The 14163-nt window shown below is 59.2% G+C and carries 10 protein-coding genes; 4 read left to right on the top strand and 6 right to left on the bottom strand.

The window, feature by feature from the left end; genetic code table 11:
* Positions 1 to 251: 251 nt before the first annotated feature.
* Together ACUZ79_RS06220 and ACUZ79_RS06215 are read right to left on the bottom strand one after the other, a co-directional pair.
* Positions 252 to 659: a hypothetical protein gene (locus tag ACUZ79_RS06220; RefSeq protein WP_449251023.1), complete on the bottom strand. Its 408-nt coding sequence runs from the start codon at positions 657 to 659 to the stop codon at positions 252 to 254.
* Positions 659 to 1192, bottom strand: a complete 534-nt coding sequence (locus ACUZ79_RS06215; RefSeq protein WP_449251022.1) for a hypothetical protein — start codon at positions 1190 to 1192, stop codon at positions 659 to 661. The genes ACUZ79_RS06220 and ACUZ79_RS06215 overlap by 1 nt, the downstream gene beginning before the upstream one ends.
* 202 nt (positions 1193 to 1394) lie before the next feature.
* Between ACUZ79_RS06215 and ACUZ79_RS06210 the strand changes: the two genes are divergently transcribed.
* The 4 genes from ACUZ79_RS06210 to ACUZ79_RS06195 all read left to right on the top strand — a co-directional run bounded on the left by ACUZ79_RS06210 (position 1395) and on the right by ACUZ79_RS06195 (position 4608).
* Positions 1395 to 1643, top strand: coding sequence for a FeoA family protein (locus ACUZ79_RS06210; protein ID WP_240824083.1), 249 nt, complete (start codon positions 1395 to 1397; stop codon positions 1641 to 1643).
* 158 nt (positions 1644 to 1801) lie between these two features.
* Complete coding sequence (locus ACUZ79_RS06205) at positions 1802 to 2056, top strand: hypothetical protein (protein ID WP_240824082.1); 255 nt, start codon at positions 1802 to 1804, stop codon at positions 2054 to 2056.
* Positions 2057 to 2207: 151 nt separating this feature from the next.
* Positions 2208 to 4343 (top strand): heavy metal translocating P-type ATPase, encoded by a 2136-nt coding sequence (locus ACUZ79_RS06200; RefSeq protein ID WP_449251021.1) that lies wholly within the window; start codon positions 2208 to 2210, stop codon positions 4341 to 4343.
* Entirely contained in the window at positions 4321 to 4608 is a 288-nt protein-coding gene (locus ACUZ79_RS06195; protein WP_022658131.1) for an HMA2 domain-containing protein, read from the top strand. The genes ACUZ79_RS06200 and ACUZ79_RS06195 overlap by 23 nt, the downstream gene beginning before the upstream one ends.
* 75 nt (positions 4609 to 4683) lie before the next feature.
* On the opposite strand, the gene ACUZ79_RS06190 is transcribed toward ACUZ79_RS06195, so the two are convergent.
* The 4 genes from ACUZ79_RS06190 to ACUZ79_RS06175 all read right to left on the bottom strand — a co-directional run bounded on the left by ACUZ79_RS06190 (position 4684) and on the right by ACUZ79_RS06175 (position 14115).
* Positions 4684 to 5859: an aminotransferase class I/II-fold pyridoxal phosphate-dependent enzyme gene (locus tag ACUZ79_RS06190; protein WP_449251020.1), complete on the bottom strand. Its 1176-nt coding sequence runs from the start codon at positions 5857 to 5859 to the stop codon at positions 4684 to 4686.
* 80 nt (positions 5860 to 5939) lie between these two features.
* Positions 5940 to 7526, bottom strand: a complete 1587-nt coding sequence (locus ACUZ79_RS06185) for a sensor domain-containing diguanylate cyclase (protein ID WP_449251019.1) — start codon at positions 7524 to 7526, stop codon at positions 5940 to 5942.
* An 86-nt stretch (positions 7527 to 7612) separates the two neighbouring features.
* On the bottom strand, positions 7613 to 10966 hold the full coding sequence (locus ACUZ79_RS06180; RefSeq protein ID WP_449251018.1) for an efflux RND transporter permease subunit: 3354 nt from the start codon (positions 10964 to 10966) through the stop codon (positions 7613 to 7615).
* Entirely contained in the window at positions 10963 to 14115 is a 3153-nt protein-coding gene (locus ACUZ79_RS06175; protein WP_449251017.1) for an MdtB/MuxB family multidrug efflux RND transporter permease subunit, read from the bottom strand. The genes ACUZ79_RS06180 and ACUZ79_RS06175 overlap by 4 nt, the downstream gene beginning before the upstream one ends.
* Between the last annotated feature and the right edge of the window lie 48 nt (positions 14116 to 14163).

The following is a 14163-nucleotide window of genomic DNA, read 5'->3' as shown; positions in this document are numbered from 1 at the left end:
AAAAACAGCACACCCCCGCAGATTGTGCCATCGCGGGGGTGTGCTGCTGTCTGGGATACAGTAAAGCCAGATTGGTAAAATGAGCCTGACCGCAGGATCACACTGATTATTGTGGCGTGCTCTGAACGCGGGGCAGCAAAAAGAGGGCGTTCTGCGTCAGGCAGGCTGGCACCAATCGCCGACCAGTCCAGGCCATTGCCCCATGGTCCGAGGTTGACTGCGAATTTACAGATTCCCCAGAGAGGTTCTGGTTACTTTGCAGGTTGTTCCCTCCGGGAGTCGCCTTTCTGCGGGTCATGCGGGGCAGTATCTGCCGCCTGCGCCGATTCATTCTGCGACGGTTCACCCTGCATTGGTTCAGCGGGCACAGGTTCAGCGGGCGATTGCGCCCCATCCGTCTTATCCGTTCCAGCCACAGCGCTCCAGCGCCCCAGCGTATCACGCATCCATGCCCACACAGCCCGGCTTTCCTCTGGCATACACATGGAGGCAAGACACAAGGCAATCACCAAAAGGGCAAGAGCCGCCAGCACCAGAGCCAGGGCCTGTGCCGCAAGGGCAAAGGCTGCAACAGCCACAAATATCGTCAGCAGCCACTTGCCTGCAAAAGCGGAGCAACGCACGCAGGCGGCGCGCATACTGTCAACGGATACTTTCATTAAACAGCCTTGCGCCGAACCCACACATGGCGGCTGGCCATCAAGGCCCAGGCAAGACCCGCCAGCAGATGCAGCGGCTTGGGTCCGGACAGGCCGGAAGCAAGACACACCCCTGCCACGCCCAGCATGGCCCGAACCTCCAGCTTGCGCTGCGAAATGCCCAGAATATTTCTCTTGTCGCCCCTGTTGCCCAAAGAAAACCCCATGGCTGCAGAAGCACTTTTGTCGCTGCCCTTACTGCGCCACTGCTCGCACCGCTGGGCACGTGCAGTGGCGCGCAGCTCTGCTGCGACCTCAGCCAGGGGGCGGGCCAAAACCGGAACGCTCTGTTCTAGTCGCTGGCACAGGCTGGCAAGGTCCACGCCGGGCTTCAGAAGCAGAAGCATGGAGGCAGCACCGGGCCGTACTTCAAGCACATCCTGCTCTTTACCAAGCACGGCCTGCACGGCACTCCGCACGGCAATTTCGCCCAGAGCCGGGTGGCGCAGACGCGCCCGCCCTTCCATACTATGCGCTACATATTGAGGAAACATGGCCTCTCCTTGTTGCAGGACTAAAACCCTGATCTGTCATCAAATTTGAAAACGACTTTCTTTTCTCTTGACACAGAACCGTAATGAAGGCAAGGTTGTTTTGCGGATTACAGCAGGGGTCACCCCCCGCCCTGTTAATCCAAAATGGTCAAAAAACCATTGAACAAATTTGCCACCAGCATCAAACATAGAGAGTGCACGCATGAGCCAGATTGTCAATCTGCGTCAGATGCAAGTAGGACAGCAGGGAAAGATTGCAGCCGTTGAAGCCCTTGGCGAAATGAACCGACGCATCCGCGACATGGGTCTTATCCCCGGCACCACGGTATCCATTGTAGGCCGCGCGCCTCTCAAGGATCCTGTTGCCTTGCGCCTTTCAGGCGTAACCATCTCCTTGCGCAACAGCGAGGCTGACTTCATCAAAGTTGACCTTTCCGGCGTGTCCAGCTAGCTTTTATCTAAGTATCCTACCCTGAAAATTTGCCAGCTTTACCGTCCGGCCGCAACAGAGCGACCGGACGGAGGCTGAGCTATTATCTTGATTCGGCCATCTGCCGCATGCTGGAATCGCTGACCGAATCTGGACACACACGAGCAAGGAGAAGGAAAATGAACGAAGGCATGAAGTGCGGGTTGTGGTTTTTGGGCGGCGTTGCCCTGGGCGTGCTCGGCGCGGTGGCCGTGAGCAAGGGCAAGCTGGATTTCAAGCCCCTGGCCACTGACCTTTTGAGCCGTGGCATGGACGTGAAAGACGCCCTGCTGAGCAAGGTTGAAGCCATCAAGGAAGATGTGGAAGACCTCACCGCCGAGGCCCGCCTTGCCGCTGAAAAGCGCAAGACGTCCAAGGACGCTTCCGAGGCCTAATCCCGCAGTTGTTTGCAGCGCCTTTTTTCGGCGCTGAAGCTGCCAGTGCCGCCCGAACATTCGGGCGGCACACAAAACCTCCATCCTCCCGTATATGCAGAGGATCGTTCAGGACAGTGCGGCCCAGGCCGCCTCGCTTCAAGGAGCGCGCATGCGTTTTTTTATTGTTCATGAATTGCGTGGCATCACAACGCCTGAATCCGGCAGAATGCGCGTGCGCGCATCGAGCAGCCTCGGAGAAGGCCGTATCGAGGCGCTGGCTGGCGCGCTGGGCTCGCTGGAGGGCATCACCGATGTGCGCGCCAATGCCCTGATTGGCAGCCTGCTGATTTTTTATGACAACGAAGAAACGCGCGTCACGGCTCTCACCCTGCTGGTGGGCGCGGCTGATGCAGGCGCTCAGTTTGATATTCAGGGGCAGCACTACGAAAACGCGCTTTCGCCCGGTCAGGGGCTAATGCCCCTGATTCGCTATGTTTTTGTGCGCCCCTTTTTGCCGCTGGCCCTGCGCGTTTTCAACAGCGTCATCGGCGCGTTGCCCTTTTTGTTCAAAGGTCTGGGCGCGCTTTTGCGCGGCACCCTGAGCGTTGACGTTCTGGACGCTGCCGCCATTGGCGCATCGCTCATCATGGGCGACTTCCGCACTGTCAGCATGCTTACCCTGCTGCTGGGACTGGGCGAGACCCTTGAAGACTGGACAAGACGCCGCTCCATGGCTTCGCTGACAGAAAGCCTCGCCCTGAATGTGGAAAACGTCTGGCTGCTGGTGGACGGCACAGAAGTTTCCGTCCCCTTGGCGCAGGTGCGAGAAGGGGATCTGGTTGTTGTGCATGCGGGCGGCTCCATCCCTGTTGACGGCGAGGTAGCCGAAGGCTGCGGCCTTGTGAATCAGTCGTCCATGACCGGCGAACCCCTTGGCGTGCGCCGCACTGAGGGTGCTTCTGTTTACGCTGGCACTGCCCTTGAAGAAGGACGGCTTGTGATCCGCGCCCGCCATGTGGGCGATGGCACACGCCTACGTCAGGTCGTAAAATTTATTGAAGAGTCAGAATCACTCAAGGCGGGTGTGCAGGGCAAGTTTGAACGTCTGGCTGATCTGGCCGTACCCTTCACCTTTGGCCTTGCCGGGCTTGTGTGGCTGATCACCCGCGATTTTCGCCGGGCTTCTTCCGTACTGCTGGTGGACTACTCGTGCGCCCTCAAGCTTGCCACGCCGCTGGCGGTGCTGGCCTCCATGCGCGAAGGCGCGCGCCACGGCATTGCCATCAAGGGCGGTCGCTATCTTGAGGCCCTGAGCGAAGCTGATACGCTGGTCTTTGACAAAACTGGCACCCTCACCCAGGCCAGCCCCAAGGTTGTGGAAGTTATCCCCGCCCCAGGCTTTGAGCGGGATGAAGTGCTGCGCATCATGGCCTGCCTTGAAGAACATTTCCCCCACCCTGTGGCCCGCGCCGTTGTGCGCAAGGCTGAGGAAGAAGGCCTGCAACACGCAGAGGAACACGCCCACGTGGAATATGTGGTGGCGCACGGCGTTGCCTCCACCTTGCACGGTAAAAAAATGCGGGTGGGCAGCCGCCACTACATTGAGCACGATGAAGGCGTTGACCTTTCGCCCCTTGCGGAAGCCATCGGCCAGCAGACCGAGCTTGGCCGTTCCCTGCTTTTCATGAGCGAGGACGGACAGGCAGCCGGGCTGGTGTCCATTGAAGACCCCCTGCGGCCCGAGGCGGCACAAGTGGTTGAAGCCATGCGCGGCCTTGGCATGCGCCGGGTGCTCATGCTGACCGGCGACGACGAGCGCACGGCAAGAGCCGTGGCTGCACAGGTGGGCATTACGGAATTTCGCGCTCAGGTGCTGCCCACGGACAAAGCCCGCATTGTGCAGGAACTGGCGGCAGAAGGCTGCAAGGTGCTCATGGTGGGCGATGGCATCAACGATGCCCCTGCCTTGTCAGCGGCGCATGTGGGTGTTGCCATGAGCGACGGCACGGATCTGGCCCGCGAAGTCGCCAACGTGCTGCTGACCCATCCCAGCCTTGAGGGGCTGGTCAGCGCCCGCCTGTTGGGTAATCATACCCTGCGCCGCATCCACGGAAATTTTGTGGCCACGATGACCCTCAACAGCCTGTTCCTGATGGGAGGCCTGTTCATGGTGCTGGGGCCGGGCGTTTCCGCCCTGCTGCATAACCTGACCACACTGGGCGTTGCCCTTAACGCCATGCGCCCCCACCTGCCGAAAAGTCTGCCCGGCGAGGAGTTCCATTATGAACGCCATCCATCTGCTTAGGTATGTGCGCAGTTTTGTAGACGGCAGGGTGCGCATACGCCATCCCGCCCTGCGGCATGAAAGCGTACTGCGGCTGGCCCGTGAGAAAATGGAGGCCATCAACGGTGTACATGCTGTGGAGGGCAACAGCGTCAGCGGCTCCATACTGATTACGTATGACAGCGCGGCAATCCCCCGCGAAAAACTTTTTGCCATTGGCGAAGCCTGGGCTAGGTATCTTGACGCCGTCAACGCAGGCAAAGACAGCGCTGTTCCGCAATTCTGAAAACAACCCCCGCAGGGCTAAGCCTTGCGGGGGTTGTTGCGCATGGTGGGCAGGCCCAAACATTTTAAGCCATTTTTACGCAAGTCCCTTTTTCACCAGCCATTCCTCAAACCGGGCAAGGTGAGCCGCAAAACTTTTGCGGCCATAGCCTATGCGGAAATACGGTTCCTTGATGCCGTATACTGAACCCGGCAGCAGCAAAACCCCGGCTTCATGGGCCAGCCTTTCGCAAAAACCCGCCACAGGCTCGCTGAGCCGTATGCGAGGAAAGCCAATGGGGCCAGCCTCAGGACGGTTGTAGGTAAACATGTGGGCATGGCGGGCAAAAAAAGCGTCTGCCGTCTTGAGGTTTTCGCTGATAATAGCCCGATTTTTTGCCAGCAGATGTTCCCCGTGCCGCAGAGCCACAAGGGCCAGCGCTTCCGAGGGGGTTGCCCCGCAAATGCTCAGATAGTTTTTGTAGCGCGCAACGCCTTCCATCAGTGCGGTGTCCCGGCAGGCCAGCCAGCCCACGCGCAAGCCCGGCAAGCCGTAGGCCTTGCTGAGCACGCCGAGCGAGATACCCTTTTCGTACGCGTCTGCAATCCAGAGTGCGCTGTCGCCTGCCTGCTGCGACCCGGGAGCGCCCTCTGCACCTACGCTTGGCGCGTTCCAGCCCAATCCCCGATAGACTTCATCGCAGAAAATCCAGGCACCACGCTGACGAGCCAGCGCGCACAACCTATCGGTCTGTTCCCGATTAAGGGTAAAGCCCGTGGGATTGTTCGGCGTATTGAGTACAATGGCCTTGGTGTCGGGCCGCAACAGAGCGGCCAGTTCGTCCATATCTCCCTGCCAGCCCTGCTCCGTCTGCCGCAGATGCCAGAAGTCCACATGGCAGCCCATGCTTCGGGCCACCTCATACAAGGACTGATAGGCGGGGAACATGCACACCACATGGTCGTCTGGCTCAAGCAGGGTGTTCATGCAGGCAAAAATGCCTTCCTGCGCGCCCGTAAACAGCACCACATTTTCTTCGGCCATACTTGCGTACAGCTCTGCCACCGCGCGGCGAAGATCGGGCCTGCCGTTGTTTTCGCCATAGCCAAGGCTGGTGTTCAAAAAATCCTGCCGGGCTGAGGCCGCATCCGGCTCCAACCCCAGCAGGGCATCAATACTCATGGCCTCGCAGTCTGACTGCGCCAGAAGATACGGCGTAGAAAATTCGTATTTGCCAAAAAATACTTCAAGCTCAAATGCTGGAACACGCATGGTCTGCACCCGAATTCGGCCCATATCCGGCCCGTGTCTGCCCTGTGCTGGCGGCACTTCCACAGGGAATGCCCCGCCCGTTACTCAAGGCTGGTTGTGTAAAAACAGTAACGTCTTTTGCCAAGGCGCTTCGCCGTATACATGGCCAGATCGCCCCGCCGCACCAGATCTTCGCGCGAAAGGCCCAGATCCTCAACCAGCACAGCGCCAATACTGGCCGAAAGCCCCTGATACGCCTTGTGCGCGTCATACGCTTCAATCATGGCGGCCAGCAGATCTCTGGCACAGGTGCACAGATTTTCTTCCGTACACCCTTCGGGGAAGTAGGCGGCAAACTCATCCCCGCCCAAGCGGGCGATCACCGCGCCCCGCAAGTGCTTGCGCAATAATTGGGCTGTCAGCACCAGGGCTTTGTCGCCCGTGTCGTGGCCATATCTGTCGTTGACATACTTGAAGTTGTCCAGATCCACATAGGCAAGCCCCGCGCCAAGAGGCAAGCTTACAGGTATTTGCCTGAAAAAATAATGACGGTTGAAAAGACCCGTCAGTTCATCCGTATTGGCCCGCTCTTTCAGCCGCTTTTCAACCTGCCGCTGCCGGGTGACATCCCGGTAGATACAGATCATACCGATCACATTATTGAAGATGTCGAGGATATCCTCTTCGTACATGTCAATAATGCGCTCATGTCCATCCACGGCTGACCGCATTTTGACGTGCTTTCCCTTTCGGGCAAAGCCCAGACGCTCAATGGCCCGTTTGCGAAAATCTTCGCGTTTCTCACCGATGATGTAATCCGTACCCGTAATGCCAAAGAGCTTTCTGAACCGTTCGTTAAAATTGACAATTCGCCTGTCCGCATCCAGAAGCATGACAGCATATGGGATGCTTTGCAAAACAAGATCAAGCTCCGCAGTCATGTTGGCAATGTCGGTCACATCGCGGGCAATGCCCACAGTTCCCATAACACTCCCATCGACATTGAACAGGGGAGCCTTGCGCGTTTTGAACTGACGCATGCCCTGCGGTGCCTTGACCACCTCGTCAAAAATCCCCACCTCGCGCGAGTTCATGACGATCTGATCCGTCTCAAGACAGACAAATTCACCCTGCGCGTATTCCTCCGGCTCAAGATCCCATATGAAGTAATGCCCGCGCCCTTCAACAACCTCGCGGCTTTTGCCCACAAGACGGCAAAAGGATTCGTTCACCTTTACATGTGTGCCCTTGGCATCCTTGAACCACACAAGGTCTGTGGTCAGGTCGATGACGGTGTTCAGGTACAGAGTTGCGAGGTCTTTATCCCGGTGCTGTCGCACGGCATCCAGCAGGCGCGCCACGCGAAAGTCCCACAAAGTGCTGTTTGCAGGGCCAAGCCATACATCATCAAGCAGCGGCAGATATTCTGCCCCAGGCTGGGCCTCGCCCGCAAAGATGAAAAGGGCGTCCGACTTGGCAGCGCGGCGCATGGCGGGCAGATGCTCAAGCCGGGGAGCGTCCAGCAACACAATATAGGCCCCGGCGCATTGGGCCTGAGCGTCAGACTCCGGATCATGGTTGGCAGTAATTATATGGACAAAACCGGGGCGCGGCGCGGCAGCTCGCAACGAAGCCTCCAGCAAAGGATCCGAAATGAGCAGCAGGATGTGCAGCGTGTAGTGGTACATGACATTCCTCGCTGGATCACAGGTGGGGGAATGCCCATATCCTTTCTCAAATGCAGGCAAAGGGCAATGGGGGCTGCTCAAAAAACTTAGGATTTGACTATGAGTTGTTTATTTTGCCGTGCAACTGAGCGACGCCGTGTTTTGCGCCAAAGGTTGAAGCGACGGCTCAGGCGGTCAAGGCACAGATAGACCACCGGGGTCGTGTAGAGCGTCAGCAACTGGCTGACCAGCAGGCCGCCCACGATGGTGACGCCCAGAGGTTGGCGGATTTCCGCGCCATCGCCGTGTCCCAGAGCCAGAGGCACAGCGCCAAGAATAGCCGCAGCCGTGGTCATCATGATAGGCCGAAAGCGCAGCATGCAGGCCTCAAAAATCGCTTTATCCGGCGGCAGATTGCGCGTGCGTGAAGCCTCCAGGGCGAAGTCGATCATCATGATGGCGTTCTTTTTGACAATGCCGCAGAGCAGCAACACACCGATAAGCGCAATGACGCTGAACTCCATGCCGCAGGCCATCAAGGCCAACAAGGCCCCGCCGCCCGCCGAAGGCAAAGTTGAAAGAATGGTCAGCGGATGAATGAGACTTTCATAAAGCATACCCAGCACAATATACAGCGCGGCCAGTGCCGCCAGCACCAGCACAACCTGATTGCCATCGGTATCGCTGAACATTTTTGCCGTCCCCTGAAAGCCGCTCACCATAGAGGACGGCATGGCAAGTTCCGCCTTGATGGCAGCCAGGGCCTCCTGCGCCTGCGAAAGCGACACGCCGGATGCAAGGTTGAAAGAGATGGTCACTGCGGCAAACTGCCCCTGATGCGCCACAGAAAGAGGCGCAAAAGCAGGAACCACCGTGGCGACGCTGAGCAACGGCACAAGGCCGTTGGCGCCCGGCAGGCGCACCTTGCCAAGAGCATCCGCACCGGTCAGCCAGTCCGGCCCGTATTCCAGCACTACATGATACTGGTTTTTATCCTGATAGATGGTTGATGCCTGACTTTGTCCAAAGGCATTGCCAAGGGCGGCGTCCACATCCTCCATGCTCAGGCCGTAACGGGCCAGGGCATCGCGATCCACCTTGACCAGAGTTTCAAGCCCGCGTTCTTCGATATCGCTGTCCACATCCTTGAACAGGGGGTTGGCGGCCACAGCCCTTTGCAGCTTGCGGCCCCACGTGCGCAGGTCCTCCAGGTTGTCTGCCTGCAAGGTGTACTGATACTGCGAGCGCGCACCACGCCCGCCCATCATGATGTCCTGCGCGGGTTGCAAAAAAATCTGCATGCCCGGCTCGGCAACAAGCTTGCCGCGCAGTCGCCCGATTACAGCCATGGCATCGAGCTTGCGTTCCGAAAGAGGTTTCAGGGCGATAAAGACCCCACCGCCGCCCCCGCGTCCGCTGTTGATGTTGCCCGATACATGCTGCACCGCCGGGTCTGCCTTGATGACATCTACAAGCTTGCGCAGCTTTGCCTGCGAAGCCTGAAACGAAGAACTCTGGTCTGTACGTATGCCGCCCATGATGACGCCCGTATCTTGCTGCGGAAAAAAGCCTTTTGGCACAACAACATACATCCACACGTTGGCGGCGATCACCACCAGCAACGAGCAGATGGTCAGGCGCGGGTGCCGCAGCACCACGGGCAGGGTGTTGGCATAACCGCGCTGCATGCCAGAAAGCAGCCGCCCCCAGAAATCGCCCACACGGGCCAGCAGACGCCACCACTGGCCCGCAAGCCCACCAGCGCCCAGGCGGGCGGCCTGTGCTGCGGCGGCATCCTCATGTGCCATGGGTCGCAAGAGCATGGCGCTCATCATGGGAGTGGTGGTCAGCGAAACCACCATGGAAACCAGCACGGCAGTGGTGAGCACCACAGAAAATTCGCGGAACAGACGCCCTACAAGGCCGCCCATGAACAGGATGGGCGTAAATACCGCCACCAGAGAAATGGAAATGGACACAACGGTAAAGCCCACCTCGCGCGCACCGCGCAGGGCGGCACGCATGGGTGTTTCACCCATTTCCAGCCGTCGCACGATATTTTCGAGCACAACAATGGCGTCGTCCACCACAAAACCGGTAGAAACAGTCAGGGCCATGAGCGAAAGATTATCCAGACTATACCCGCACAAGTACATGACGCCAAAAGTCGCCAGCAAGGACACGGGAGCCGCCACCGCAGGAATGGCCGTGGCTCTGCCGTTGCGCAAAAACAAAAAGGTTACCAGCACCACCAGCGCCATAGAAAGCGCCAGACTTTTTTCCACCTCGCGCAGCGAGGCACGGATGGTCAGCGAGCGGTCGAGCCTCTGACCAAGGTCGGCGCTTTCGGGCAGCCACGAACGCAACTGCGGCAGCATTTCCTTTACCTGATCTACGGTCTCAATAATGTTTGCCCCCGGCGCACGAAACACAATAAGCAGCACCGCCGGTTTGCCGTCGGAAACAGCCATGGCGCGCACGTCTTCCGGGCCGTCCTTGATCTCTGCCACATCCGAGAGGCGTATGATTTTGTCTGCCTTGCGGGCAACAATAAGCGGTTTGTAGTCCTCCGCCTTGCGCAGCTGGTCGCTTGCGCCAATCAGCCAGTACTGTCCGCCATTGTCCACCTGCCCCTTGGGCATAAAGGCATTGGCCGCCGCAAGAGCCGTGCGCACGTCGCTCATGGTCAGGCCTGCCCTGTTGAGGGCATCGGGGATAACGTCCACGCGCACTGCGGGCAGCGCGCCGCCGCCCACAATAACTTCGCCCACGCCCGGCAGTTGCGAAATCTTTTGAGCAAGCACAGTTGAGGCTGCATCGTACAACTGGGTACGGGTCAGCACATCAGAGGTAATGGCCAGAATCATGATGGGCGCGCCCGCCGGGTTCACCTTGCGATAGGTGGGGTTGGAGGGCATGGTGGGAAGATTTGAACGGGCGGCGTTGATGGACGACTGCACGTCTCTGGCCGCGCCGTCAATATTGCGGTCAAGATCGAATTGCAGCACCACCTCGGTGCTGGAGAGCGAGCTGGTGGATGTCATTTCCGACACGCCAGCAATACGGCCAAGTGAACGTTCCAACGGTGTGGCAACGGTGGCGGCCATGGTTTCCGGCCCTGCGCCGGGCAGCTTTGCACGCACCACAACAACAGGAAAATCCACCTGCGGCAGGGGAGCCACAGGCAACAGACCAAAAGCCACTATGCCCGCAAGGGCAATGGCAAAGGTCAATAAGGCCGTAGCTACAGGACGCCGGATGAAGGGCGCGGAAAGGTTGGCTGGCAGAGCCTCCGGGCCAAAACGGTGCCTGCGGCCCTGCTCCAGCAGGGCTTTGAGCCTGCTCGCACGGCTAGGGCGGACAGATGCCTCCGACCCAGGCGGAGTGACGGCATTGTCGGCCTGTTCAGCAGAACGGCCTTGCAGATGCGGATTTTCCGCGTCTTGCCGCTCTGTACTCATGGCCGTGCCTCTTGCGGGGGATCGCTCCGGGCTGCGGCTCCGTCCTGTCCGGCTCCGCTGTCTGCCACATGGCCCTTGAAGCGACGGCTCACGCGGTCAAACCACAGATAGATGACAGGCGTTGTGAACAGGGTGAGCGCCTGGCTGAAAATAAGCCCGCCCACCATGGTCACGCCCAGAGGACGCCGCAGTTCCGCGCCCATGCCCCAGCCGACCATAAGGGGCAATGCGCCCAGCAGGGCCGCCATAGTGGTCATGAGGATGGGCCGCAGCCGCAGCAGGCAGGCCTGCCGAATGGCGGCAAGAGGTTCCTTGCCTTCGTTGCGTTCCGCATCCAGGGCAAAGTCGATCATCATGATGGCGTTTTTCTTGACAATGCCGATAAGCAGAATGATGCCGATAATGCCCACCACGCCAAGATCCATATCTGCCAGTATCAGGGCCAGCAAAGCCCCCACGCCAGCAGACGGCAGGGTGGAAAGAATGGTGACGGGGTGGACGTAACTTTCGTACAGCACGCCCAGCACAATATACATGGTGATGATGGCCGCCAGAATAAGCCAGACCTGATTGTTTGTAGACGTGGTGAAGGCCTTGGCCGCGCCCTGCAACTGGGTGCGCAGGGCCGTGGGCAGTTTCAATTCTTTTTCGGTTTCTTCCACGGCCTTGACCGCCGCACCCAGCGAAGAGCCACGCGCCACGTTGAAAGAAATGGTCGCCACCGGGAACTGCCCCTGACGCGCAATGGAAAGCCGCACGGGGCGTTCCTCAAGCGTTGCCAGGCTTGTGAGCGGTACGGGTTTGCCATCGCCGCCCGAAACATAGATGTTTTCAATGGACTGCGGCCCCATACGGAAACGGGGGGCAGTTTCAAGCACCACCTTGTACTGGTTGGTTTGCGTAAAAATGGTTGAAATAAGCCGCTGCCCAAGGGCATCGTACAGGGCGTTGTCAATGGTTGACATGCTTATGCCAAGGCGGCCGGCGGCGTCCCGGTTAATGTTCAGCCATGCCATGCGGCCCGGATTCTGATAGTCGCTAGTTACCATTTCTAGCTCTGGACGCTGGGAAAGGGCGTTCACAATACGCGGCAGCCACTGATCCAGCTGATCCCTGTCCAGCGCTTCTATAGAAAACTGGTACTGGGTGCGCGAAATGCGGTCTTCTATGGTCAGATCCTGCACGGGCTGCAAATACAGGGTCATGCCCGGCAGAGCGGTGGATTTTTCCATAATGCGGCGCGCAATGGCAGGCGCGCGGGCATCGCGGTCTTCCAGCGGCTTAAGTTCCACCGAAAGACGCGAAGTCCCCATGCTCTGGTTGACGCCGTCCACGCCCACAAAAAACACCACGCTCTCAACCGCAGGGTCTTGCAGTATGAGGTCGGCCAGCTGGCGTTGCCGCCCGGCCATGGCCTCAAAGGACGTATCCTGCGGCGCTTCGGCCATCCCCTGGATGACGCCCGTATCCTGTACGGGGAAAAAACCCTTGGGTACGCCAATGTACAGCAGAACCGTGAGCACCAGGGTTCCCACCGCCACCGCCAGAGTCAGGCTCTGGTGTTGCAGTACCCAGTCGAGTTTTTCTTCATACCAGGCCAGCAGACGAGTAAAAAAACTGCCGTCTCCCTGCTGTGCATGGGCTCCGTCATGCTGTTCGGGCCGCAGCATGATGGCGCAGAGCATGGGCGTGAGCGTGAGCGAAATAACCGCAGAAATAAGAATGGTCACGGCCAGCGTTACCGCAAATTCGCGGAACAGCCGCCCCACCACATCCCCCATGAACAGCAGGGGAATAAGCACCGCCACCAAGGAAATGGTCAGCGAAATAATGGTAAAGCCTATCTGCCCTGCCCCGGTCAGGGCGGCTTGCACGGGTTTTTGCCCCTGCTCCAGATAGCGCGAGATATTTTCGATCACCACAATGGCATCGTCTACCACAAAGCCGGTGGCGATAACCAGAGCCATGAGCGTGAGATTGTTCAGCGAGTACCCGGCAAGATGCATGACGCCAAGGGTGCCCACCAGAGAAAGCGGCACGGCCAGAGCGGGAATAATGGTGGCTCTGGCATTGCGCAAAAACAGCCAGATGACCCAGATCACCAGCGCCACAGCCAGCAGCAGCTCAAGCTGCACATCGTGCACCGTGGCGCGGATGGTGGTTGTGCGGTCTGTAACCACCCGCACGTCCACATTGCCGGGCAAGGTCTGTTTGAGCACGGGCAGAAGCCGCAAAACCCTGTCCGCAACGTCTATGACGTTGGCTCCTGGCTGGCGCTGCACCGAGAGCACGATGGCAGGCCGAAAGCTCATGCCCTCCCCTGCCACATAGGCCGCGAGGCGGGCGTTCTCGGCACCCTCCACCACTTCGGCCACATCGCGCAGGCGCAAAGGGCCGCCGTCCTTGTAGCCGATTATGGCTTCGGCATAGGCATCGGCAGAAGCGAGCTGATCGTTGGCGTCAATGGTGCTGGCCCGTTCTGGGCCGTCAAAGCTGCCCTTGGCGTTGTTGACATTGGCCTTGGAAATTGCCGTGCGCACGTCCGACAGGGTAAGGCCCGCATTGGCAAGCGCCTTGGGGTTCACCTGCACCCGCACGGCGGGGCGCTGCCCGCCCGAAAGCGTCACAAGGCCCACGCCGGGCAGCTGGGAAATTTTCTGGGCCATGCGTGTGTCCACCAGGTCTTCCAGACGGGTGAGGGGCATGGCGTCGCTGGTGACGGCAAGGGTGATAACCGGGGGGTCTGCCGGGTTGACCTTGTTGTAAATGGGCGGCGAAGGCAGGTCGCTGGGCAGCAAATTGTTTGCAGCATTGATGGCCGCCTGCACTTCCTGCTCGGCCACATCCAGGGCAAGCGTGAGGTCGAATTGCAGGGTCACCACCGAGGCCCCGGCGGAGGAAAGCGAGCTCATCTGCACAAGGCCGGGCATGAGGCCAAACTGGCGCTCAAGGGGAGCCGTTATGACAGAGGCCATAACATCGGGGGACGCGCCGGGATAGAGCGTCTGCACCTGAATGGTCGGGTAGTCTATCTGCGGCAGGGCCGCCACGGGCAAATAGCGGTAACCCAGCAGCCCTGAAAGAAACAGGGCCACCATGAGCAGCGAGGTGGCGATGGGCCGTAAAATAAATATGCGCGATAGGTTCATATGGAGGATGCTCCCCCTTGCGGGAAGGGGTGGAAGACTCGGTGGGCA

Source organism: Desulfovibrio faecalis, from assembly GCF_053570625.1.
The sequence above is the reverse complement of the archived record's forward strand: the minus strand, read 5'-3'. Positions and strand labels throughout refer to the sequence as shown.